Source organism: Timaviella obliquedivisa GSE-PSE-MK23-08B, from assembly GCA_019358855.1.
Classification (GTDB): domain Bacteria; phylum Cyanobacteriota; class Cyanobacteriia; order Elainellales; family Elainellaceae; genus Timaviella; species Timaviella obliquedivisa.
In genome coordinates this window covers 135,558-158,629 of sequence record JAHHII010000003.1, presented here as the reverse complement: position 1 = coordinate 158,629, position 23,072 = coordinate 135,558, and the positions used below count along the sequence as shown (strand labels likewise).

20 protein-coding genes and 1 pseudogene are annotated in these 23,072 nt (G+C 48.0%); 14 read left to right on the top strand and 7 right to left on the bottom strand.

What is annotated here, in order from left to right:
* Nucleotides 1-29 precede the first annotated feature (29 nt).
* The 3 genes from KME11_06615 to menB form a co-directional block, all read right to left on the bottom strand.
* Nucleotides 30-662 carry a hypothetical protein gene (locus tag KME11_06615; protein ID MBW4514882.1) on the bottom strand — a complete coding sequence of 211 codons (633 nt, stop codon included), beginning with the start codon at nt 660-662 and terminating at the stop codon, nt 30-32.
* A gap of 82 nt (nt 663-744) precedes the next feature.
* Entirely contained in the window at nt 745-1,623 is an 879-nt protein-coding gene (locus KME11_06610; GenBank protein ID MBW4514881.1) for an S-layer homology domain-containing protein, read from the bottom strand.
* A gap of 109 nt (nt 1,624-1,732) precedes the next feature.
* Nucleotides 1,733-2,566 (bottom strand): 1,4-dihydroxy-2-naphthoyl-CoA synthase, encoded by an 834-nt coding sequence (gene menB, locus KME11_06605; protein MBW4514880.1) that lies wholly within the window; start codon nt 2,564-2,566, stop codon nt 1,733-1,735.
* A 211-nt stretch (nt 2,567-2,777) separates the two neighbouring features.
* Between menB and rpmG the strand changes: the two genes are divergently transcribed.
* The 7 genes and pseudogenes from rpmG (at nt 2,778) to KME11_06570 (ending at nt 6,669) form a co-directional block, all read left to right on the top strand.
* Entirely contained in the window at nt 2,778-2,966 is a 189-nt protein-coding gene (rpmG, locus tag KME11_06600) for a 50S ribosomal protein L33 (GenBank protein ID MBW4514879.1), read from the top strand.
* Between the two features lie 31 nt (nt 2,967-2,997).
* On the top strand, nt 2,998-3,213 hold the full coding sequence (rpsR, locus tag KME11_06595) for a 30S ribosomal protein S18 (GenBank protein MBW4514878.1): 216 nt from the start codon (nt 2,998-3,000) through the stop codon (nt 3,211-3,213).
* A 169-nt stretch (nt 3,214-3,382) separates the two neighbouring features.
* Nucleotides 3,383-5,392 carry a ribonuclease R gene (locus KME11_06590; protein ID MBW4514877.1) on the top strand — a complete coding sequence of 670 codons (2,010 nt, stop codon included), beginning with the start codon at nt 3,383-3,385 and terminating at the stop codon, nt 5,390-5,392.
* Between the two features lie 49 nt (nt 5,393-5,441).
* On the top strand, nt 5,442-5,666 hold the full coding sequence (locus KME11_06585) for a hypothetical protein (protein MBW4514876.1): 225 nt from the start codon (nt 5,442-5,444) through the stop codon (nt 5,664-5,666).
* Nucleotides 5,647-5,931, top strand: a complete 285-nt coding sequence (locus KME11_06580; GenBank protein MBW4514875.1) for a type II toxin-antitoxin system RelE/ParE family toxin — start codon at nt 5,647-5,649, stop codon at nt 5,929-5,931. Before KME11_06585 ends, KME11_06580 begins: the two co-directional genes overlap by 20 nt.
* A 97-nt stretch (nt 5,932-6,028) precedes the next feature.
* Nucleotides 6,029-6,253 carry a DUF2281 domain-containing protein gene (locus KME11_06575; GenBank protein ID MBW4514874.1) on the top strand — a complete coding sequence of 75 codons (225 nt, stop codon included), beginning with the start codon at nt 6,029-6,031 and terminating at the stop codon, nt 6,251-6,253.
* 24 nt (nt 6,254-6,277) lie between these two features.
* Nucleotides 6,278-6,669, top strand: a pseudogene (locus KME11_06570) (type II toxin-antitoxin system VapC family toxin).
* A 547-nt stretch (nt 6,670-7,216) separates the two neighbouring features.
* On the opposite strand, the gene KME11_06565 reads toward KME11_06570, so the two are convergent.
* The gene (locus tag KME11_06565; GenBank protein MBW4514873.1) at nt 7,217-9,796 is read right to left on the bottom strand and encodes a DUF3536 domain-containing protein; all 2,580 of its coding nucleotides are present in this window, start codon (nt 9,794-9,796) and stop codon (nt 7,217-7,219) included.
* A gap of 626 nt (nt 9,797-10,422) precedes the next feature.
* Nucleotides 10,423-11,844, bottom strand: a complete 1,422-nt coding sequence (glnA, locus tag KME11_06560; protein ID MBW4514872.1) for a type I glutamate--ammonia ligase — start codon at nt 11,842-11,844, stop codon at nt 10,423-10,425.
* A 557-nt stretch (nt 11,845-12,401) separates the two neighbouring features.
* Between glnA and apcB the strand changes: the two genes are divergently transcribed.
* A complete protein-coding gene (gene apcB / locus KME11_06555; protein MBW4514871.1) occupies nt 12,402-12,914 on the top strand; it encodes an allophycocyanin subunit beta in 513 nt (170 codons plus the stop codon).
* Between the two features lie 278 nt (nt 12,915-13,192).
* Here the strand turns inward: apcB and KME11_06550 are convergent, their stop codons facing one another.
* Both KME11_06550 and KME11_06545 read right to left on the bottom strand, forming a co-directional pair.
* Entirely contained in the window at nt 13,193-13,798 is a 606-nt protein-coding gene (locus KME11_06550; GenBank protein ID MBW4514870.1) for a hypothetical protein, read from the bottom strand.
* Between the two features lie 80 nt (nt 13,799-13,878).
* The gene (locus KME11_06545; protein ID MBW4514869.1) at nt 13,879-14,391 is read right to left on the bottom strand and encodes a hypothetical protein; all 513 of its coding nucleotides are present in this window, start codon (nt 14,389-14,391) and stop codon (nt 13,879-13,881) included.
* A 358-nt stretch (nt 14,392-14,749) separates the two neighbouring features.
* On the opposite strand from KME11_06545, the gene KME11_06540 reads away from it, so the two are divergent.
* From KME11_06540 to KME11_06515, 6 genes are all read left to right on the top strand, one after another.
* Nucleotides 14,750-15,310 (top strand): pyridoxamine 5'-phosphate oxidase family protein, encoded by a 561-nt coding sequence (locus KME11_06540; GenBank protein MBW4514868.1) that lies wholly within the window; start codon nt 14,750-14,752, stop codon nt 15,308-15,310.
* Between the two features lie 736 nt (nt 15,311-16,046).
* Nucleotides 16,047-16,574 carry a porin family protein gene (locus KME11_06535; GenBank protein ID MBW4514867.1) on the top strand — a complete coding sequence of 176 codons (528 nt, stop codon included), beginning with the start codon at nt 16,047-16,049 and terminating at the stop codon, nt 16,572-16,574.
* Nucleotides 16,575-16,774: 200 nt separating this feature from the next.
* The gene (gene secD / locus KME11_06530) at nt 16,775-18,181 is read left to right on the top strand and encodes a protein translocase subunit SecD (protein ID MBW4514866.1); all 1,407 of its coding nucleotides are present in this window, start codon (nt 16,775-16,777) and stop codon (nt 18,179-18,181) included.
* The gene (gene secF / locus KME11_06525) at nt 18,178-19,122 is read left to right on the top strand and encodes a protein translocase subunit SecF (GenBank protein ID MBW4514865.1); all 945 of its coding nucleotides are present in this window, start codon (nt 18,178-18,180) and stop codon (nt 19,120-19,122) included. Before secD ends, secF begins: the two co-directional genes overlap by 4 nt.
* Nucleotides 19,123-19,244: 122 nt before the next feature.
* Entirely contained in the window at nt 19,245-19,895 is a 651-nt protein-coding gene (locus KME11_06520) for a Uma2 family endonuclease (protein MBW4514864.1), read from the top strand.
* Between the two features lie 275 nt (nt 19,896-20,170).
* Nucleotides 20,171-23,011: a tetratricopeptide repeat protein gene (locus KME11_06515; GenBank protein ID MBW4514863.1), complete on the top strand. Its 2,841-nt coding sequence runs from the start codon at nt 20,171-20,173 to the stop codon at nt 23,009-23,011.
* Nucleotides 23,012-23,072 lie beyond the last annotated feature (61 nt).

Sequence of the window (23,072 nt, the reverse complement as noted above, 5' to 3'; positions counted from 1 at the left end):
ATTGCATCTCCGCAACTTGAAAGATACCACTAATTGCCAGAACGCTCTGGGCAAAGGCTGCGCCCTTCATCTTGCCGAGTGACGACACAGCCTGCATATTGCCCTGCGGGAGTCGTTCCTGGTGTAAAGACTAATAGCGCCTCACTGCTAACGGCAGTTGAACCTTGTTTAATCAGCAAATCGCCATCTAGATACCGAACTCTAAGAATGGCATTGAGGGGAAAGGTGGAAAACTCATCCGGTAGCGCCGTCGTTCCCGGTACTGGCACGCGGTAGATGGCATAAGTGCCAGGGGACTGGGGATCAATGACAAATACGGCACTGGTAAAGGTATCAAAGCAATCTTGAAGCACAACTCCTACCGCCACATTGCCCGTTAACGGATCGATGGAAAGTGCCCGATTGCCAAAAAACCTTTGACCTGATAAAGTTTGGCGTGGCGCGATCGCGCCCTGAGTACAATCAACCCCTTCTATAATTTGGGCGTTGAGTGAACTAGCAGCGATCGTCGTTTTTCTGCCCGACCATTGCAACTCTAACTGCGTTCCATTGCTAACAATACGAGCACTTGGAACGACAGGAGCAGCAGAATGGGAAGGTGCGAGGAACGATAGGGAAGCGATCGCGACTCCGCCTGTTAACACCTTTGAAACACATTTCATAACACAAGTCCTCTCAGCCACAGGGATGAACTAAAGCATGAAAACATCATATTTCTATCTAAAACTTTTTACGCTACCGTAACTAAATACTAACAATCACAACAAACGGAGAATTGATCGGTTCTTTAGGAACTTGATACCCTAAATTAACCGGATTGCCAAACTCTGCTTGCCGCCGCACATAGAGGACGATCGCCCGCTCTAAAATTGCAGCAACTTCACCTCGTGTTGCTGCCGCCTTTGGGTTTAAGCGATTGACGTTGGGATAATTCACAACAATTTCGTGAAGCGTAGCCAGTTCAACCGGAAGTAGAGCGTAGTCAGAAATAGTCTCAGCATCTTCGTACCGATTGAGTACGCCAGAGCCACCGTCTCTGCGGGTGCCTAGAACTCGCGCTAGCGCGACTAAAACATCTTGCCGACGAATACCATCCTCAGGACGAAAAGTGTCATCGTCGAACCCCGATAAGATGCCCGTCTCGTAGGCACGAACAATCGCAGGACGAGCGGACATGGGCACATCTCGAAACCGAATTGCTGGACGAATGTTGGTCAAAATGCGATCGAAAGCTGCCACGATGAGTTGGGCAAATTGTCCCCGAGTAATCAGGGTATTAGGACTAAAATTGCCCAGATCATTACCCTGGGCAATCCCCATGTTGGCGAGGACAGTGATGTAATTTGCTGCCCAATGTCCTTCACTATCAGGAAAGGGAATTTGCAAAAGTGATGTCCAAGTCTGATGACCCACGACTCCATCTGTGTTCAGGGCATAGTGTTCTTGGTAAGTCAGAACGGCAGCGTTGGTGCGATCGCCGAACTCTCCATCAACTACTAAAGGCACCAGCGATCGAAAAATGAGTTGGTTGCCAAGGCGCTGGTTTAGCAGAATTTGCAATTCTTCAACGGCATCTCCCTGGCTACCAATTTGGACAATAGGACGAAGGGTAATGACTGGCATAGGTTAATCCTCTGGATTGAAATTCTAAAGATGCTCTCTTTGGATAACAATCTGAGATTAGCCCGTGAATCTGGGTGATGTTGATTACCCCAGCGGGTAGTTTTGTGGCTTAGGGCAACCAAGGATACTGCCGAAAATCAGGCTGCCGCTTTTCTAAAAATGCTTGTTTCCCTTCCGATCCTTCTTCCGTCATGTAATAAAGCAATGTCGCGTTACCCGCCAGTTCTTGCAGCCCCGCCTGCCCATCACAATCGGCATTAAACGCCGACTTCAAGCAACGAATGGCGATCGGGCTTTTCTCTAAAACTTCCTGCGCCCATTGAATGCCTTCAGCCTCTAGCTGGGCGATCGGCACCACGCAGTTGACCAAACCCATCTCTAATGCCTGCTGGGCATCGTATTGCCGACAAAGGAACCAAATTTCGCGTGCCTTCTTCTGCCCGACCACCCGTGCCAAATAACTCGCCCCAAAGCCACCGTCAAAGCTACCGACCTTAGGGCCCGTCTGTCCAAAAATGGCGTTATCAGCCGCGATCGACAAATCGCATAGCAAATGTAAAACATGTCCTCCACCGATCGCATACCCCGCCACCAGCGCAATAACCACCTTGGGCATAGAGCGAATCAATCGCTGTAAATCCAACACATTCAGCCGAGGCACGCCCTCCTCATCTACATATCCTGCCTGCCCCCGCACTGACTGATCTCCGCCCGCACAAAATGCATATTTGCCATCGGTATGCGGCCCTGCTCCAGTCAGCAGAACTACCCCAATGCGCTGATCCTCTCGAGCATTAGCAAACGCATCGTAAAGTTCAAACACCGTCTTAGGGCGGAAAGCATTGCGCTTATGGGGACGATTGATCGTAATTTTGGCAATGCCATCGGCTTTTTGATAAAGGATATCTTCGTAGGTTTTAGCAGTCTGCCATTCGAGGGGCATAGGAAAAAGAGAAGGGATAAGGTCGGTTAGGATTATATGATTCTTTGGTATCCACGGCTTTAGTATCTGATATTGAGTATGAGAAGCTTGGGTATCAGGGTCTTTGGCTGTAGAGCAGGAAATAATACAAAAGATAATTCGTCATTTTCTCAATACTGTGAAATAATTAGAGACTGTGTCTAACTGTCCCTAAAAGTAAAAGTATAGAGTTATGGCGAAGGGCGTACGAATTATTATTACGTTGGAGTGCACTGAGTGCCGCACCAACCCCGACAAGCGTTCAGCAGGAGTTTCCCGCTACACCACGCAAAAGAACCGTCGTAACACCACGGCGCGGTTAGAGCTGAAAAAGTTCTGCCGTCACTGCAATAAGCATGTAGTTCATAAAGAAATTAAGTAATTTTCACTTTCAATCATTCCAGTAAAGACCTATGGCATATTTTCGTCGTCGCGTTTCTCCCCTCAAGCCCGAAGAACCCATTGATTACAAAGATGTGGACTTGCTTAGAAAATTCATTACCGAGCGCGGTAAAATCTTGCCTCGGCGCATTACAGGTTTAACCGCTAAGCAACAGCGTGATTTAACTGAAGCAATCAAACGCGCCCGAATTCTGGCGCTCTTGCCCTTTGTAAACCAAGAAGGCTAGTGCTTAAACTCTGCAAACGTTGATTTTTCTGGAGTGCTGTTCAGAAAAATCAACAATTTGTAGCAATTTGATGCGATGAGGTGATGAGCAGAGGGAACTTTAAGCCTCATAATAGCGACATGCCGTTATAGGGCATAAATTACCTAACCTCATAGCCATCAATACTTTCATGGAGAAGGGAACTTTAGTTGAGTTCAAGCTACAGGGCGATGCCTCAGATCGTCGTCGCTTAGCGGTTATCGATCGCCCTGAGGGGAAAAAGAACTGGATTGCCATTGACGAGCGATCGCATCCTCATACTCTCCACTCTCGGCAGGTTACTTACACCGTTACAGGTCAGAGCTATACCCCAAAAGAAATTACCGGGTTCTGGCAAGAAACTCAGTCCTACCTCGACCCCGACAGTTTAGAAGTCGCTTGGGAAATTTTAGATGGCGAGTCGGTTGACCCAGCCGGTATGGCGATGCTGCTGTTCTCCCAGAAGACACCAGTCTTTTGTTATGCCGCATACTGTCTTTTGTCAGAGGATAAGCTTTACTTTAAACAGAAGGGCGATCGCTACGAACCGCGTTCTTCTGCTCAGGTCGCAGAACTCAAGCATCAGGCTAACGTTGAGACGCAGCGCTTGCAGGAGGGACAAAACTTCCTCAACCGCATTAGGCAAGCTCTAGAGGGCGAGTCGGTGGAATGGCAGAGTAGCGATCGTGTCCGGCTAGATGCTCTGGAGCGATTTGCGCTTTTGGGAGACGAGGCGACTCATCGAACGCCTGCCTTAGAACTGCTGACCTCCTTAGGGCGACCAGAAACTGCTGAAGCAGCGCTGCAACTCCTGGTGGCGCTGGGGCTTTGGAGTCCTCACGAAAATCTATTCCTGCGACGCAGCCAAGTGCCGATTCAGTTCTCTAGTAAGGCATCCGAAATGTCCGCATCCCATCTCTCGTCGCCGCCGCCTGATGCTCACCCCAATCGGTTAGACCTCACTCACCTCAAGGTTTATACCATTGATGACGAAAGCACCCGCGAAATTGATGATGGACTGAGCGTTGAATCTTTGCCAGACGGACGACAGCGGCTCTGGATACACATTGCTGATCCTAGCCGTTGGGTCGAACCGGGTGATGACCTGGATTTAGAGGCACGTCGTCGCTGCACTACCATCTATTTGCCTACAGGTATGATTCCGATGTTTCCCCCAGAGTTAGCGACTGGGCCCATGAGCTTGACTCAGGGAAAGGTCTGTTCGGCGCTCAGTTTTGGGGTGATTTTAGATGAAATGGGGGGAGTGGAAGACTACCAAATTCAGGTGAGTTTGGTCAAGCCAACCTATCGTTTGACCTATGAAGATGTTGATGAAATTTTGCAGCTAGGCGTGCAGGCAGAACCAGAGTTAGAGGCGATCGCCACTTGGTCAAAACGGCGATCGAGTTGGCGGCAGGCTCAAGGGGCAATCAGCATTCACATGCCCGAATCGTCGATTAAGGTGAAGGATGACGAAATTACGATCGAAGTTTTAGAAGATTCTGTTTCGCGATCGCTGGTAGCAGAGATGATGATTTTGGCGGGAGAAGTGGCAGGGCGCTACGGCGAAGCTCACAGTTTGCCGCTGCCCTTCCGGGGTCAACCCCAGCCAGAACTGCCGCCCGAAGGAGAGCTACTACAACTCCCGGCTGGCTTCGTCCGAGACTGTGCAATTCGCCGCTGTATGCCCCGCAGCGAAGTTAGTATCACACCCGTTCGCCATGCCAGCTTGGGGTTAGATACCTACACGCAAGTAACATCCCCAATTCGGCGGTATGCTGACCTGCTGGCGCATTTTCAGATCAAAGCGCACTTGCGAGGCGAGGCGTTGCCTTTCTCAATGGAATCAATTAAAGAGTTAATTCAGGTGATTAGCAACACTGCCTATGAGTCGATGCTAGTGGAGCGCCAAACCAATCGCTATTGGGCGTTGGAGTATTTGCGGCGACGACCCGAAGAAATTTGGGAGTCGCTGGTGTTGCGCTGGTTGCGGGAACACGAGAATTTGGGTTTGGTGCTATTAGAAGAGTTAGGTTTAGAAATTGCCATGCATTTTAGCCGTCCAATGGAAGTGGGTGAACGGTTAGATGTAAAGGTAACTTATGCTGATCCTCGGCAAGATATGATTCGTCTGACTGAGATGAGTAAGTCGGTGGCTTGATTCGGAGGGGTGAGTGGTAGGTTGTAAGAATTTACGAAGCGTAATCTTAATGAGGAAAACCGTGGAAATTCAGGAACTCAAACTGCTCATTAAAGAGACGATGCGAGAGGTTTTGCGAGAGGAGCGATTGACGCTCTGCAAAATTTTGATGCCCTATGTTGATGATGCTGAGCAAGCGGAACTGGAAGCCGAGTTCGGTTCGCCTGCTGACTACTCTGAAGACGAAGCCGTTGATATGACAGAGTGGGTGAAGCATGGCAATCCGGTTTCGTAAGCAGGCAATCAAATTCCTCGAAAAAGCTGACCCCGAAACAATCAGCCGCATTCAGGAAAAGCTGAATCAATTGCTGACGGCTGTTGAAACACAAAGCCTGATTCCGTTTACAGAACTCGACATTAAACAAATGAAAGGTGATTGGGAAGGCTTTTATCGGCTTCGAGTTGGCAAAGTTCGTCTGATTTTCACGATAGACATAGAGGTTTGTCAGATTGAGATTTATAGTATTGGGAATCGAGGCGATGTTTACAAAAAGGGCTGAACATTTCATCTGTAGATTAGTATTTGCAGATTGGTATTGAGCAGAAGTGCGATCGCTAAAATGAGACTAAATCGACATCTCCTCTAGCATTAAAACTATGACGATCGCTGAAAGGATTTACGCCCTTGTCAAATCTCTGCCTCAGGAGCAAGCTAGTGAAGTCCTGACTTTTGCCGAGTCTATCCATGCCAAACACGTAGACCCTAACCAGCCCAACGCCCCTGTCGATTTAGCAGAGTGGTCAGAGTTAGTGTATTCTCTTTCTGGAGTTTGGAAAGATGACTTCCTTACCCTAGAAGAAATCAGGGCTGAATCAGGATAAGACATCCCCTGTGAGAGTCTGTAGTTGTTTGTTTTAGATACAAATACCCTGATTTACCACTTCAAAGGACAAGGGCAGGTGACACAGAACTTAGCTAGGGTTCTTCCCCAACTCATCTTTGTTCCCGCGATCGTTTTCTTTGAATTACAGGTTGGCATCGTAAAGTCGAGTTCTTCTGAAAAACGTATCCAACAGGTTCAACAACTTTTGAACCAAACTACTGTTGTTCCTTTTGACCTAGAGGGGGCTGTTGCATCTGCAAAAATTCGTGCCCACTTAGAACAACAAGGAATGCCTATTGGCTCACTCGACGTTTTGATTGCTGGGACAGCCATAGCACTTCAGGCGACACTCGTGACTCACAATGTGAGGGAATTCCTAGGGCTCCGGGATTGACGATCGCAGATTGGTACTAATGAGGCGATCGCCAAACCTATTGAATAGGTATTTTAAGACTCAAACAGGGCTTGCTGAATCTACCCTCTCCTTAACTATTAAATACGTAGCTTCCACCACATTGCGATCGCTCGGAAGCTGAATAACTTTACGTTTGCACACTTCAGATTCTATAAACGGTCTTAATTTGTTCCGTGCAAATATTGAACGATTATTGCTAGTGTACATATCGTATAAAACATCAGCGGCGCTGCTAAATTGCGATATGAAAATCATGTTCCCCTGCCCTCGCAGGGAAGGGGCTAGGGGTTAGGTTTCGACAACGCAGCGAGACAGACCTCTCCCTAAATCTCTCTCTTAAAGGGAAGGGACTTTGAAGGATTCATATTTTGATTCAGCAATGCCAACATCAGCTAGGTTTGAGGATTTCAGCAGAAGAAAGAACGACTGTTGTTACAACGCCTGTGACAACGTTGTCCGGAATTAGCTTGCTGACATGGCTCATAGCCTTAGCGGCTCACCCGACCAAACTTTATGGTTCCCAACCCCAACCTGCCCTGACCCAACTTACCCCACCCCGATCGCCAACCCTTTCCCCAGTTCCAGTAGTGCCGCCGAACTTCGCACCATCGAATCTTGCTCATGCAAATGCTTGTAATAAAGCTCTTGGGCATCATCCAGGCGCAGATGTAAGTGAAGCTGCTGACCCAAATCGATGAGCCGCTGAACCCAGAGAGCATCTGCCTCAACGGTTTGAGGATTAGGGCTGTTGAGCAAATTCCATAGCCAGGAGACAATTAGACGTTCCAAAGTTGCCGAGATTTGAGGGAGCTTGAGTTGGCAGTGAAGTTGCTGGGCTTCAATGGCGATCGCTTCCAAGTCTGCCAAGTAGCTGAGGCAGAGTTGCGGGTTGCTGGGCGGAAAATCGCTGGCTTCTCGTTCGAGAGATTGTAGGGCGGCGATCGCCCGTTGCGTAATAGCAATCTCAGCCGCCACCTGGAGTTCTTGGGGCACCTCTAGTTGATCTCGATGGAACGCCATCAGTACGCCATAGTTATCGCGGTAAACCTGAGTATACAGTTGATCCAGGCGCATCAGAGTTTCCTGGCTAAGTAAATTCATCAGGCGATGACGCTCCTCAGCAAACAGGTTTTGCAAACTGTAGGATTGATCTCCAAACGCCTTGTTCATTGCCAAAATCGTTTGAGCGGCGCTGGCTTGCTGCATCGCTTCAAACAAATTGTCTCTCGTTTGGCTATAGACCCGTCGTCCTTTGAAAAGTTGAATGCAGCAGTGAAAATCCCAGCCGCCCAAATGCAGCACTGCAAACGCCATGCTAGTGCTGGATCTAGTAATGTCTGACCTGATCTGAATTTGCCCAACGGCTAAGGTGAGATTGCCCAAGCGTTGAAGTTGATAATCCTGCTGATGAACGGTATAGCAATAGATTTGCTGTTCGCGGGAATAGGGAGTGAATAAGGAGGTTAAGGCATAATGGGCTGCCACTTGCTCTAGGCTGACCACGGATGGCGCAACCAGTTGACGGTAAACTTCTGCACCCGTTTGGAACTGCTCGACGTTGCTAGGAGCGATCGCCAAACGTTTGATAAAGCCTTTCTCAAGCTGGATGCCAGAGACATCACCTGCTAGCTCCAGAGCACGAGCAGCATAGCGGAGGATCTGGGTGCCTTCTGGACGAGAAATTTCTTCAAAAAACCAGCCGCAGCTTGTGTACATTAGCAGGGTATGGCGCTGCATTTCTAAAAGCTGGAGTGCATCTACTTTTTCTGTCGATGTCAGCCGATGGGTTTGATGTTTGGTCAAGAACTGGTGAATGTGAGTGGGAGTACGATCGAGAATGACCTGCACGTACTCATCCCGCGCTTTCCACGGATCACGGAAAAACTTGGGAGCAGTCTCTTCGTAAACTTTGACAAGCTGATCTCGTAGCCAATCCAGGCTATCGCGCAGGGGTCTGCGCCATTGTAAGTGCCAGCCGCCGCCACCGCCACAGCCGCAGTCGTGTTGCCAGCGATCGACTCCATGGGAGCAACTCCAAGCTGTGACGGGCTTGAGTTCTACCTCCCAGGTGGGGGCACTGAGGCAAAGGTAATGGGCGTAATTAGTCACTGTCCAGCCCCGTTTGGGAAACTCCTTGACCAGGGCGTAGGCTAAAGCCTTTTCGCTACCTTTTTTGTGATGCCCAAAGGTTTCGCCATCCGTAGCCACTGAAATTAACTGCGAGGGCTGATGATCTGCCCGAACGGCTGTGCTAACTCGTCCGGCAAAATGCCCAGAACTGAGAAGCACATCATTAAAGCCCATATCCCGCGAAATCGGGCCATCATAAAAGAAAATATCAATGTATTTGTCTCGTCCAGGCAGGTAGCAGCGATAGGGACGAACCGGATCAATTTGCCCACCACCCACTTCTAGCCATGGAGAATGATCATCTAAGGGACGACAGCGCTGAGCTTGGGACGGTGCCAAAATAATGAAGCGAATATCCTCTGCAATCAAGGCTTCTAGCGTCGGGTAATCGACAGCGGTTTCCGCTAGCCACATCCCTTCAGGATTGCGCCCAAAGCGTTTGCAAAAGTCAGCTTTGCCCCAGCGAATTTGAGTATATTTGTCGCGCTCGTTGGCGAGGGGCATAATGATGTGATTGTAGACCTGGGCGATGGCGTTGCCATGTCCATTTAACCGTTCGCAGCTATGGCGATCGGCTTCTAAAATTCGTTGATATGTCTCTACATCATGGCGTTCCATCCAACTCATCAGGGTCGGACCAATATTAAAGCTGAGATACTCAAAGTTGTTGACGATCCCCACGACCTCGCCTTCGTTGTTGAGAACGCGAGCGAACGCATTAGGGCGATAGCATTCCTGATGAACACGCTCGTTCCAATCGTGGCAAGGCGCGGCACTAGGCTGGCGTTCGACGGCATTGAGATATGGATTTTCGCGGGGTGGTTGGTAGAAATGCCCGTGGACTGTCACATAAACCCCTGTCGCTGTTTTGAGGGGATCAGGCTTGAGGGGATCGGTGGATGCGGAGCTTTCTGAAGCGATTTCATCTAGAGCTATCCCTTCAGATTGTTCAAATTCCTCGGATACTGACGGGCGATCGGAGTTGAGAAGAGTCATGAAATCTTTTAGCGTGAAAGGATGAAGATGTAGCGCTATGCACTTAAATAAACCATTAAAACGGTTACTGCTGGCTACAAAGTGTTAACAAGATTCTAAATTCTTTTAATCTAGGAACTCTTTAAACGGGAATCAAACTTAAATGCTTACACTGCCACTATTCAGCATCATGCATCACAAAATCTAACTCATTATTCAAAGTTTAGCCACACAGGATTCTACAAATAGAACTGATTTCAGTCGAATACTCGGACGAAACTTGGAACTTGGCTTAAGTGTCTTAGTAATTTATATCAGTACAGATTTGAGCAGCTATTGCGAATAAAGTTTTCCTCTTCTAAGGAATTACACGATTCATTGATCAATAAATCTTAAATTTCCCTTCAAATAAGCTCATTACTAATGTGAAAGTTAATCATCTCTAACATTCAACTACAGCCTCCTTATCAATCGAAACAATAGCGAGACATAGACTGAAGAGCTAGAATGCTGCTTCAAAAAAGGAGACACACAAATCTGTATGTCTCCCTTTCTGTTTTTTAGATGGATTTAAGAGGATGATTAGAGCGTGCTGCTTTGCAGATACCGCCAGGGTCGCCCCCACCCATTACCGTCCTAACCCCTGATTAGCAGTCGTAATACATTTCAAACTCAAGCGGATGCGGCAACTTGCTCAAAGGCTTCACTTCCGTATCCATTTTGAGAGAAACCCAGTTGTAAATAAAGTCCTCAGGGAACACTCCTCCAGCCGTCAAGAAGTCATGATCCCGTTCCAGGTTGCTTAAGGCTTCCTGCAAAGTTGCTGGAGCTTTGGGCACCTTGGCCAACTCTTCAGGAGACAATTCGTAAATGTCTACATCAAGCGGCTCACCGGGATCAATTTGGTTTTTGATGCCGTCTAGACCCGCGCACAGCATTGCTGAGAAGGTTAGATAAGGATTGCTGGAAGCATCCGGACAACGGAATTCTAGGCGCTTTGCCTTGGGGTTGGCACCCGAGAGCGGAATGCGGATCGATGCTGAGCGGTTTCCGGCTGAATACGCCAGGTTAACCGGAGCCTCAAATCCAGGCACCAAACGCTTGTAAGAGTTGGTGGTAGGGTTAGTGAATGCCAGAATTGAGGGAGCGTGTTTAATCAACCCACCAATGAACCAGAGGGCGGTTTGACTAAGTCCAGCGTACTGATCTCCTGCAAACAAAGGCTGACCATCTTTCCAAAGGGACATATGGCTGTGCATTCCTGTGCCGTTGTCATCATGGATGGGCTTAGGCATAAAGGTTGCGGTTTTGCCATACTTGCGGGCGACGTTTTTGACCACATATTTGTAGGTCATGACGTAATCAGCAGCATGAACCAAATCCGAGAACCGAATGCCCAACTCACACTGACCACCGCCAGCGACTTCGTGGTGGTGCTTTTCAATGGGCACGCCGCACTTTGCCATAGTCAGCAACATTTCGGTGCGGATATCTTGCAGCATGTCAGAGGGCGCAACCGGGAAGTAACCGCGCTTCTTGGTAATTTTGTAACCCAAGTTGCCGCCATCTTTACCCGTGTTCCAGCCGCCTTCATCAGAGTCGATGAAGTAGTAGCTTTCGTGACCTGATTGCCCAAAGCGGATGTCATCAAAAATGAAAAATTCGGGTTCGGGGCCGCAAAATACAGTGTCGCCAATGCCAGTGGAGATCAGGTAATCGACGGCTTTTTGAGCGATCGATCGCGGGTCGCGCTCATACATTTGGCTGGTGCGTGGATCAACAATGGTGCAGACCATGCTGAGGGTTGGTTCTGCCATAAAGGGGTCGATCCAGGCGGTGGTGGGGTCGGGCACCATTGCCATGTCGGAGTTATTAATGGCTTTCCAGCCGCGGATGCTAGAACCATCAAATGCCACGCCGCCTGTGTTCACAAAGGACTCTGCGTCAATAAGACTTTTGTGAAAGGTGCAGTGTTGCCAAATGCCATATAGATCTACAAATTTTAGGTCGATGAGTTCGATGCCCTGCTCATCAATCATGTTTAAAATTTCTTGTGCTGTTTCAGCCATGAACTACTCCTTAATCCTGTAGGCTTATCTCTGAGTTGATTGGGGCAAGAAGCTGTGAGTCCAGCTACCGAGGAACGAACTCTAACGATGTCGAGTCGGCATTGCTGCTGCATCTCAGACGTTAGGTCTATTGACAGTTAGTGAGGATACATACTTCAAATAAATCTCCAGATTCTAAATCATCCTAGAAACAGGGCTTGCAGTATTTTGTATCAAGAAATACAAAACTAGCCTTCCTCGGTTTAGATTTAGAAGATTATGGGCAGCGCGACCCCGGCGGTGTCTGTCAAGCAACGTGCTCATAAGTCGTCCTAAGAACTCTCCCTAAAAACTCTGGCTCAGTTGCACTTGCAAGGATTTAGTTGAGTCTATTGAATTGCCTCTGGAAGGTTTGGCAGCGTTGTTCGTAGACAAAGTTGTACATTCTTCGTTACTAAACTTAACGCCCTGAACCTTGCCCATCAGCGCTTTCAAGTCAATTCTGAGAAACGCACCGTGATAAACTGAAGGGCGAATCATAAACCAACTATAGACAGCACATTGGGAGACGAGACCTCATGCGGGACGCGGTAACCAGTCTAATTAAAAACTACGACAACACAGGTCGATATCTAGATCGGGATGCTCTCGATACCTTGAAGTCCTATTTCAACACGGGCATGGCGCGAGTTCAAGCCGCCGCCGTGATTAATGGGAATGCTGCCGCCATTGTGAAACAGGCAGGCTTACAGCTTTTTGAAGATGTCCCTGAGTTAATTCGTCCGGGAGGCAACGCCTACACGACTCGTCGCTATGCCGCTTGTTTGCGAGATATGGACTACTATCTTCGCTATGCCAGCTATGCGTTGGTTGCAGGCAACATGGATGTGCTGAACGAGCGTGTGCTCCAAGGGTTGCGGGAAACCTACAATTCTTTGGGTGTGCCGATCGCGCCAACTGTAATGGGCATCCAAATTATGAAGGATGTGGTTAGAGATAAGGTGGCATTGGCAGGGATTGATGAATATGCTTCTTTTATCGATCAACCCTTCGATTACATCACCCGTGAATTGAGCGAACAGGATATTTAGGGCTGCTGGTTTCTAAAATTCTTGCAGAACTGAAACTTTAAAGGGGTAGGCAAAATGCCTATCCCTTTTGGCGTTGCTGAATGAAAGTCTGAAAATCTGGATTCTCTGCCTTTTTTCCGGTTCCCCTGCTTGTGGGGAACGGGCTAGGGGTTAGATTAGGTCGCCAATGCAGCGAGAGCGATCTAACCCCCAATCCTTCTCCTACAGAAAAGGGGTTTTGAATTGATTCATAATTTCATTCAGCAGTGCCAGAACTCTTTACAGAACTCTTTAATTCTTTAATACAGCTGGAAGTCTTCAATAGAAGCGTCATTAGAGCGAATTCGGACTCGGAAAGGTGCTCCATTCGCTTCGCCTTCTACAATCCAGGTTTGATTATTGCGCTCAATGTCGTCAATCTCAACGATGTCAGAATAGGGGTCGTCAATGTCTAACTGATCCCCTACGGCTTCTCTGGCAATGTTTTCGGCATCCTGCCGATCGCTCACCCGATCGCTTCTATTGCGATCGCCTCGATAGAAGCGATCGTCCGAGTCATCATCATCACTCTCAAAACGATCATCGCGATCGCGGCGACCATCTTCAATGCGATACAACTCCACATTGCGAGAAGAGGCGCTGTAGTCACATCCTACCGTATAGTCATTACCGCTCCGCGTAACCCGCATAATCACTTCAGTTCCGCCAGAGTGATCATTGGTTTCTAAAATATTCACCACGCGTAAGCCGCGATCGCGGACTTCAGAGGTGCAGATTGCCTCAGCCCGACCCGACTGTGCAATTTGTAATGCGGGCTGGAACCTTAAACTTGGGTTTGTCGTCCAGGAAGCACTAGAGGTTGCTGTCCCTAGGGAAAGGACTGCCAGGAGAGGTAATACGTTCATAAGCCACTATCGGATACAAAGCAGGTGGACTATGATTTAGACCCCTGGGGATTAGAACGGTTCCTGAAAGTTCCTGACTGTCATAAATCTTTACGTGAATCCTTAGCACGGGTGCTGGTATTAGAGGTGAGTGCGCGATCGAGCGTACTCCTAGCGGTTTCTGCCTGAGACTTAGCTTCGCGGTACTTAATATTGGCTTGGGCAAATGTTTTCAGCACTTTAAAGCCCTCTTTAAGCTTAGTCACCTCGTCTTCAGAAATCGGGTCATCGGAGAACAATAAATCGACTAAAGCCCGGATTTCTAGCGCCTCTTGCTTCGACTCCTGGGTTTTGAGTTTAAGGGTGGCGAAGTTGTTCAAAGTCTGGACGGCTTCCACAATTTCATCGTCTTCAGGCGAATTACCGTTCGTAGAAGGTTCCCGAATTTCAATAAATTCATCGGGACCAAACCCATCCTCTAGGTTGGTGTTCAATTTTTCTTCGTTCAGCAGCTTCATGAGCTTATCCATGGCTTTGTCGCGGGACTTCGCCGAATCTTTACCTGGCACTTCGATCGCCACTTCGGGATCTTCTTTAAGCGTGTACTTAACCATGGGAGTTGTTCTTAAGAGTTGTAAGAGAGATGGGCAAGAAAGCATTCTTCAAAATAGAGTTATATCGAAAAAATACGGACTAGGGAGATGTTTGACCCTAAGCAATATTTGAACCTAAACAGTAAAACTCTAGGAGTAGAACGTAAATAGTAGAACTAATGTTCTATTGTAAGTCATATGCAGACGGGTAATTACTTTTAAGCAGTAGTTAGCTCAACAGTAACTAACTCAGCAGTCAATTCAGAGCATTACTGCATAGAAAGTATGGCTCTGAGTCAAAGTCCCTCTCATCAAGGAAAGGAGCAGATTCATCCTTTCATTCAGCAGTTCCCAATTTTGCACCCTCGTACCGAATCCTATGGCTAAAGTCTTTGACCACATTACTCCTGAGTTGCAGCAATTCATTAAGCAGCAGCATTTATTCTTCGTTGCCACCGCTCCGCTCAGTGAAACCGGACATGTCAACATTTCGCCTAAGGGTTTAGATTGTTTCCGAGTCCTCTCTCCGAACCGGGTTGCCTATTTAGATTTGACTGGAAGCGGCAACGAAACTTCGGCTCACTTGCAAGAGAACGGAAGAATTACGCTAATGTTTTGTGCTTTTCAAGGTGCGCCTAGTATTTTGCGGCTCTATGGTACTGGACAAACATTACTCCCCAATGCTGCGGAATGGGAGGGCTTGCTTACTCAATTTCCAGCCATTCCTGGCGTTCGACAAATTATTACCGCAGACATCGATCGGGTACAAACTTCCTGCGGACATGGAGTTCCGCTCTATGAGCATCAGGGGTCGCGATCGCAGTTGGTAGACTGGGCAGAAAAGAAAGGGGAAGCAGGTTTGGCAGCCTACCATCAGCAGAAAAATCGTATCAGCATTGATGGCTTGTGGAGCGCGATCGCTCAATCTTCAAAAGAGTAAGACTACAAAAGAATAGGGAACAACAGATATTTTCAGCTTCGTTGAAAAGCTGGTTACAAAGTTGCCAATGTGACAATAAAGTGTCAAAGCATGACATTCAGACGACTTTTTTTGGCAAGTCTAAGAACTTTTTTGCTCGATTGTATGCGCCTTTAGATCACTGCACTTCTTCTCAAACATTCTTTTAGCGTGATGGAACAAATCACGCTCTTTTACGTCTACTAATTCCTTCTATATCTTACTTTGTCAGAACAGAGTAAATTAACTTTATGAGTTTTTCAACTTCAAACTACTGCACTTAAAACTATTAGAAAAACCTTTAAAACTATTCAAGTTCAAGTTCCGCCATCTATGACAGTTGCAAAAGAGTACACATTTAATACATCCCTTACTGGACAGCGCTATAACTGAAACATAGAGAAAAAGAGGTAAAGAAAACGAACGAAACAAGCTTCTAAGCAGCGAGTTGAATGGAGTGTAGGAATTCGGTTATCACCACCCACATTAGATTGGAATTAACTAACACACTGATGTAGATGACAGAAATAAGACACATTCGCCTCAAGGCTGAAATCTTACGAACCACTCTTCAAAAACAAAGCTTAGGAGTAAAGTTCAAGTCGTTTTCTACTAGTTCTTCTAACAAATACCTGTCTCATCAACAAGGGTTAGGTTAGTAAGAAAAATCTCTAAAAACAGTTCACAAAATACTAGAAACTCAACAAGGTTACTCATCATGAAATTCTCAGTAAAATCTGCTGCAATGTCCGTTTTGTCTGTTTTAGTTGTTGCGCCTGCTCTATTGATGGCTAATAGCGCCTCTGCTCAGACTGCTCGCGGTATGACAGGTAGCTACTTGGGCGGTGGCGCAACGGTTGGTTTGGGTGGTGAAGTCGGTAACAACGACGCTAACTTTGGGGGTAACGTGCAAGGTCGGTATGCCCTTCCCCAAGCGCCTGTTTCACTGCGAGGCGCAGCTTTGATCACGAGCAACAACGTTAACCTAGTTCCTACCGTGACTTATGACTTGGGCGTGGCTCCTAACACCAACATCTACTTAGGTGGCGGCTACTCTTTCGCAACTGATGAGGGCACGACCTCTGCATTGGGTAACCAAAATGCTGCTGTCCTGACCGCTGGGGTTGAAACCGCAGTTCAACGCAACATTGCGCTTTACAGTGATGTAAAAGTGGCGATTGATGGCGTTGCCAACAGCGACAAAACTCCCGTAAGCGTTCAAGTCGGTGCTGCTTACAGATTCTAAAGCTAGCTGGTTAGCTAATTCAGGTGTGCATTTGACCTATATCTAACGACTTCCTAGTGATTACCTAGACGGGGTGAGCAGTGCTTGCCCCGTTTCCTTGCGGGCTGAGGGTGATAATTTTGAACGCGGTTGAAGATCTGTGCCCAAAAATCCAGCTATCATAGCTGATGTTGCAGCGGCTACATATTTGGGCAGACAGCATGGGCAGACAGCGTTCTTTATTGGCTTTGATATTGGTCTTGGCGATCGCCGCAATTGTGGTGATTGTGCAATTTCCTGTACGACTCGGACTGGACTTACAGGGAGGGTCTCAGCTAACGCTGCGGGTGCTTCCTACGGCAGCTGTTCCTACAATTACTCCTGAAAAGCTCGAAGCGGTTCAGCGCGTCATCGAAAATCGAATTAACGGTCTAGGCGTTTCAGAAGCATTGGTACAGACGGTTGGATCCGATCAAATCTCTATCCAATTACCCGGAGTCAGCGACCCAGAGCAGGCAGAGCGGGTTTTGGGTGGCACCGCCCAGCTAGACTTTCGAGAACAGCGACAAGGGACAGAAGCTGAGTTGACCGTTGAGTTTAATGTTTTAACGGCAAAGCGGTTAGAGCTAGAAACGCTGAAGAAAACTGGAGATGCAGCCGCGATCGCCACGAAACAAGCAGAAATTGATGCCAGCAATCAAGCAATATCTCGACTGTTTGACAAAACGCCTCTCACTGGCGACAGCCTCGAAACAGCTTACCCTGCGCCCATTGGCGGCGATGCTTGGGAAGTTGTGCTGAAATTCAATGCGCAAGGAGCCGAAGGCTTTGCTAACCTAACTAAAAATGTTGCCGGAACAGGACGTAGCCTCGGCATCTTTCTAGACGATCGCCTCCTCAGTGCCCCTCGTGTCGATGTTAAATACGCTGCCAGCGGCATTACAGGAGGAAACGCCAGTATCTCTGGAAACTTTGCAACGAAAGAAGCCAACGACTTATCCGTTCAGCTTCGCGGCGGTGCGTTGCCTGTTCCTGTAAGGGTTGAAGAGAACCGCACGATTGGCGCATCCTTAGGACGAGACAGTATCCAAAGCAGCATTTACGCGGGTGCCCTAGGGTTAGCGCTAGTTCTCATCTTTATGGTGTTTTATTACCGGTTACCTGGGTTTATTGCCGATATTTCCCTGCTCCTATATGCCCTTTTTACCCTAGCAATTTTTAACCTGTTGGGCGTAACGTTGACCCTACCTGGAGTCGCTGGGTTTTTGCTTAGCATTGGCATGGCAGTAGATGCAAACGTGCTAATTTTTGAACGCACCCGAGAAGAATTGCAGGCGGGTAAAACCCTTTACCGTTCAGTCGAGTCGGGCTTTTATCGTGCTTTCTCCAGCATTTTAGATGGCAACGTGACGACCCTAATTGCCTGTGCGGCTCTGTTTTGGCTAGGCACAGGTTTGGTCAAAGGATTTGCGCTAACCCTGGCGTTAGGAATTGGGGTCAGCATGTTTACAGCGTTAACTTGTAGCCGGACGCTGTTGCTCTACGTCCTGACTATTCCCAGCCTTCGGAAACCCCATTGGTTCTCCCCCAACTTGCCCTCATCTATTCAGGCGGAGAAAACCTCATGAAGCTCGAAGTCATTAAACAGCGATCGCTCTGGTGGGCAATCTCCGCTGTCGTCCTTTTGGCGGGCATCATTGCCATGTTCATCAATTGGCAGCAAATCAATGCTCCTCTTCGCCCCAGCCTCGACTTTGTGGGTGGCACGCGGCTTCAACTCGAACTCGACTGCACCCAGCCTAACAACTGCGATCGACCGATCGACCCAGCGATCGTTCGAGCCGTTATGGAAACGCAGGGCTTGGCAGGCAGCAGCATTCAGGTTGTAGGCAATGAAGAACAAGCCCTGACCATTCGCACTTCTAGTTTAGATGTTGACCAACGTACCAAGCTTGTAGCGGCTCTTACCGAAAAGGTTGGTACCTTCACGACAAGCCAAATTGACTCTGTAGGAGCCACCCTGGGGCGACAAATTTTCACATCAGGTTTGTTGGCTCTCCTGCTTTCCTTTGCAGGAATTCTAGGCTACCTTAGCCTTCGGTTCCAGTTCGATTACGCCGTGTTTGCTATTGTGGCACTGCTGCATGATGTGTTCATCACCATTGGCATTTTTGCAATTTTGGGGCTGCTGTTTGGCATTGAAGTAGACAGCTTATTCATTGTGGCGCTGCTGACAATCGTGGGGTTCTCGGTCAATGACACGGTCGTTATTTACGATCGCATCCGCGAAACTATGAAAATCGATGGCGATCGCTCCATTGATGAAATTGTTGATACCGCCGTTAACCAAACTCTCACCCGCTCCATTAACACCACACTCACCACTCTGTTTCCTCTGACCGCTATCTTCTTTTTAGGTGGAGAAACGCTTAAATACTTTGCCTTAGCGCTGATTGTTGGCTTTGTTGCCGGAGCCTATTCCAGCATCTTCATTGCCAGTACCTCCCTAGCCTGGTGGCGCGGACGATCGGAAAAATCTACTAGCCGAGTAGAAACAAGCGAAAGCTAACGCAAAGACACCTCCTAGAAATAAAAGATAATCAGAGTAGCATCCCCGTCTCTGTCTAATTTTTGCGATCGCCAATTCTTCAACAAACGCTAACGGGTTGACTTAAGATGCAGAGTTTATTCATGCCTAAAGATCGTCCCCCTAACGAACAACGCGTCCTTCTTCCTAATGTCAGTTGGGAGCAATTTGAGCAGCTTGTCATTGAGTTAGGGGTCGATCGCCTGGTTCGCCTTACCTATATGCGAGGCAAGCTAGAAATGATGACTCCTGTCGCCGAGCACGATCGCTGCCACAAACTGTTAGAGTCCCTTGTCTTAATTATTGCCGACGAATTAAAGCAACCTGTAGAAGCGATCGCTCCTGTCATGCTCAAAAGCCCAGACCTTCTCTGTGCCACCGAACCTGACGCTTGCTACTACTTCTCGACTCCTTCCCTCCCCCATAAACCTGAGATCTACATACCTCAAGATCCTGTTCCCAATCTTCTCGTTGAAGTTGCCCTCACTCAAAGTAAACTCGACAAACTGCCTCTTTACGCCAGCCTCGCCATTCCTGAAGTCTGGCGCTACATTACCACAGCAGGCGAAGACGTTTTGAAAGGCAAGTTATTAATCTACGGCTTACAGAGCGATCGCTATCTTTCCCAAAGTCACAGCAGTACTTTTCCAGGATTATCGGGCGATCGTATTCTTGAATTTCTTGAGCAAAGTGACTCCATGAGCTTATCTGCTGCCCTCCGGGTCTTCCGCGCCTGGATTCAAGAAAAGCTATAACACCGTACAGATGGTTTATGCAAGTATAAAATGCTACTTTCGTTCGGAATCTTTCTCCTCAGTTGCGTAGTTAATGATTGTCCATTCCGCAAGCACTGCGACCCAGAAAAGGGCTTCTAGAAGAATCTTAAAAGGTTGTCCTGATTGTCATGCAAAACTCATGAATAACTAGGAAATGCCCCTTCTTTTTCAGAAGACTATCTTCACTCCCGGTAGTCGCAATTCATTAAACGCTGTGGTCTGAGATTCACTACCGCATCTATAAAGTAACTTTTATGAAGAAATATTCTTGGTTAGATGCTCTTGAAAATGCATCGCTGGTGGGGTTAGGGGTAGGTTCAGTCGCATCTCTTTTACTGAAAGAGATGTTGTTTACCACAACTCCGCTCTCGCTGCTGGTCGCATTAGGCTTAGTCAACCGCCGCCGCTACGAGCAAGAAGCAGAGCAAAACAAGACTTCTACATTTGCAGAACTCGATCAACGCTTAACGCATCAGGTTGAACAGCTTAACCAGAAAGTTGTGGCAATGCCTGCTCCTGAAGCCATTCATATTCTCAAAAAAGGCTTGCTTCGTAAAGACCGAGAAGTTGCTGAAGCACTCTATGGAGAAATTACTGCGGTTCAGCAGGAAATGCAGGAACGGTTCAATGTTTTAGAACAGCAAAGTATTCATAGTTTGCGTCAGGACTTAAATCAACTCAATGGTCGTTACGGTCACTTAACAGAAAGCGTTACTCAAATTTCTGAACAGCTTAATGCTCTGGGTCAACTCTCTCAACCGAAGCATGTGCGCACCGAGCTAGATCAACTGAAGGCAGAAGTATCTGACATTTTAGGGAACCTTGATGATCTGACTTCTCAAATCAAACCAAATTTCACTGCGCTCAATGCAGAAATTACGAGGCTCGATCGCCGCATCAGCAAACTTTCTCCCTCCTTCGACCTAAGCTCCCTTCGCCAAGAAGTTAGTGAATTAATTCGGATGATTGCCGATTTAGTTCCCAAACGGGATCTAGTCAGCATGATCAGTGAGATGAAAGATTTGCAGCAGCAGCAGGAATCTCTGCGGCAGTCGGTAGAAACCTTGGAAGTGAGTGCGGGCAAAAGTAAGCTTGCAACTCATGATAATGGCTCGACTATCAGTGGCTCGACTATCAGTGGCTCGACTATCGGTGGCTCAACGTTGAATCGCTCTACCGTTGAGCCTCAGCCACCCTTAACGGCGGCTGAACTCGAAGCAATGTTTGCAGCCCAGATTCAGCAGTCCGGATTTGACTTTACGGTTATTTCTCCAAATGCGGCTCAGATTTATCCTGAAATCCGAGGGATGGCTGCTGATTATTTGAACAACCTGCGATCGCAGCTTAGCACCATCCAAGAATTTACCGAGCACCTCGCCCGCCAGCAAAAACAGCTTCGGGAGCAAGTCAGCCAACTCCCCCAAACGCTAGATGTCGTCGCTATTCAGGGTCAGCTTCAAGAACTGTCGGGGCGCATTCCTCCACCCGAATCTAGCCTAGAGTTTAAGGCGCGCATTCAAGAAGTCCTAGAGCAAGAAATGCAGTTGATCAATCAACAGTTGCAAGCATTGCCCAGTCAGCCCCAATATGAACTGTTGTTTGACTTGAACGGTGACCAACCTGATCCGGATGAGCAGGGCATCTTGGCAGGCAGTCGTGCCGTCTTAGATGAAGCCTTGGAACGGACGCAGCAGCGGTTGATTTTAATTTTTCCTTGGGCTGGACAAAGTGACCTTGATGAAACCTTACTGACTAAGCTTGAGGTTTTCCTGAGCCAAGGTAAGCAACTCGACATAGGTTGGTGTCAGTTAAGCGATCGCCACGACGAACGATTCTTGAGCAAAGTCCGCCGAGGCTGGATGACACAGAGCCAGAAGCCCAATGTTCAAGAGTCGCTTCACAAACTGCTCAAGCTTAAGAAAGCTTATCCTCAAAATTTCCAATTTAAGATCTTGGGCACTAGCGAAAACTTTCTGGTTTCCGATGACAGCTTTGCTGTCTTGGGAATCGCTGATGCCCTGAGAACGAACAGCGCATTCTCCGAGCTACAGCTTAAGCTCCGCACCAAAGATCCTGAAGTGATTCAGCGGCTAGTGAGTTGTTTTGAAACCCCTCAGCTTGCCTTGGATGATTTAGTGGCGCACTGGAACCGGGCTGTCACTCGTCATGACTTGGGCGATAAACAAGGCGCGATCGCCGACTATGGTCAAATTCTGAAGCTCAACCCCGACGATGCCATAACCTACAACTACCGAGGGCTAGTGCATTACGATAACGGTGACTTAGAAAGCGCGATCGATGATTTTACTCAATCGATTCACCATGCCCCTCATCAAGTTTCGGCTTATTGCAATCGGGGCTTCATCCGCTATGAGCAGCATGATCAAGCGGGTGCTATTAGTGACTTTAGCTTTGCCATTCAATTTAATTCAACTTGCGCGATCGCCTATTTCTACCGGGGCATGGCGTGGCAAAAACTAGAAAAATATGCAGAAGCCGTTGCTGATTACGGTGAAGCGATTCGACTGGCTCCTGACGCTGCCGTTGCCTACTACTATCGGGGCTTAAACTGGCAAAAGCTGCGGAACTATCAAGGGGCGATCGCCCATCTGGAAACGGCTGCCGATTTGTTCGAGGCGCAGCATAACTTAACCAATGCCCAGAAAGCTCTGAGAAGTCTTGCCAAAGCCAAACAGGCAGCGGCCTCTTATCCTTTAACAGAGGAAGAGATTTCCCCGCCTCAACCTCAAGCATCAGCCAATCCTTTTGGTGAGGTCAATGTCGCTTTAGTCGAAGAGACCAGCGCAGTGGCTCCCAGTCACGCCAGCGAAGCTACTGTAGAAAATACAGCCATCAGCAATATTGCGGTGTCTCTCAAAACCTCCGACTTAATGAACCAATTAGTACAAGCAACCGCTCCCTCTAAAGCCAATGGTCTTCCGACTGTCGGAACAGACCGCTCTGAATTTGAGACGCTGATTAACTTCTTCTTGAGTGCTAATGCCAACGCCGAACAAGATTGGCACTCTAGCACTCAGGAAGAAACATTGAGCTTAGGGCAGCAGGAATCGCGAGCATTCCAGCGCAAAATCTAGAGCCTGTCCCATCGCCTATCGCCAGGGTGGTATAAACGGTAGGAATATCTATTGTTTATCG

Excerpts from the sequence above, each read along its gene's own strand:
- rpmG (MBW4514879.1), top strand. The coding sequence starts at position 2,778 with ATGGCGAAGGGCGTACGAATTATTATTACGTTGGAGTGCACTGAGTGC.
- KME11_06580 (MBW4514875.1), top strand. The coding sequence starts at position 5,647 with ATGGCAATCCGGTTTCGTAAGCAGGCAATCAAATTCCTCGAAAAAGCT.
- glnA (MBW4514872.1), bottom strand. The coding sequence starts at position 11,844 with ATGGCTGAAACAGCACAAGAAATTTTAAACATGATTGATGAGCAGGGC.
- KME11_06610 (MBW4514881.1), bottom strand. The coding sequence starts at position 1,623 with ATGCCAGTCATTACCCTTCGTCCTATTGTCCAAATTGGTAGCCAGGGA.
- KME11_06550 (MBW4514870.1), bottom strand. The coding sequence starts at position 13,798 with ATGAACGTATTACCTCTCCTGGCAGTCCTTTCCCTAGGGACAGCAACC.
- KME11_06515 (MBW4514863.1), top strand. The coding sequence starts at position 20,171 with ATGAAGAAATATTCTTGGTTAGATGCTCTTGAAAATGCATCGCTGGTG.
- menB (MBW4514880.1), bottom strand. The coding sequence starts at position 2,566 with ATGCCCCTCGAATGGCAGACTGCTAAAACCTACGAAGATATCCTTTAT.
- KME11_06540 (MBW4514868.1), top strand. The coding sequence starts at position 14,750 with ATGGCTAAAGTCTTTGACCACATTACTCCTGAGTTGCAGCAATTCATT.
- KME11_06565 (MBW4514873.1), bottom strand. The coding sequence starts at position 9,796 with ATGACTCTTCTCAACTCCGATCGCCCGTCAGTATCCGAGGAATTTGAA.
- secF (MBW4514865.1), top strand. The coding sequence starts at position 18,178 with ATGAAGCTCGAAGTCATTAAACAGCGATCGCTCTGGTGGGCAATCTCC.
- KME11_06615 (MBW4514882.1), bottom strand. The coding sequence starts at position 662 with ATGAAATGTGTTTCAAAGGTGTTAACAGGCGGAGTCGCGATCGCTTCC.
- apcB (MBW4514871.1), top strand. The coding sequence starts at position 12,402 with ATGCGGGACGCGGTAACCAGTCTAATTAAAAACTACGACAACACAGGT.
- KME11_06545 (MBW4514869.1), bottom strand. The coding sequence starts at position 14,391 with ATGGTTAAGTACACGCTTAAAGAAGATCCCGAAGTGGCGATCGAAGTG.
- KME11_06520 (MBW4514864.1), top strand. The coding sequence starts at position 19,245 with ATGCCTAAAGATCGTCCCCCTAACGAACAACGCGTCCTTCTTCCTAAT.
- secD (MBW4514866.1), top strand. The coding sequence starts at position 16,775 with ATGGGCAGACAGCGTTCTTTATTGGCTTTGATATTGGTCTTGGCGATC.
- KME11_06535 (MBW4514867.1), top strand. The coding sequence starts at position 16,047 with ATGAAATTCTCAGTAAAATCTGCTGCAATGTCCGTTTTGTCTGTTTTA.
- KME11_06590 (MBW4514877.1), top strand. The coding sequence starts at position 3,383 with ATGGAGAAGGGAACTTTAGTTGAGTTCAAGCTACAGGGCGATGCCTCA.
- KME11_06585 (MBW4514876.1), top strand. The coding sequence starts at position 5,442 with ATGAGGAAAACCGTGGAAATTCAGGAACTCAAACTGCTCATTAAAGAG.
- rpsR (MBW4514878.1), top strand. The coding sequence starts at position 2,998 with ATGGCATATTTTCGTCGTCGCGTTTCTCCCCTCAAGCCCGAAGAACCC.
- KME11_06575 (MBW4514874.1), top strand. The coding sequence starts at position 6,029 with ATGACGATCGCTGAAAGGATTTACGCCCTTGTCAAATCTCTGCCTCAG.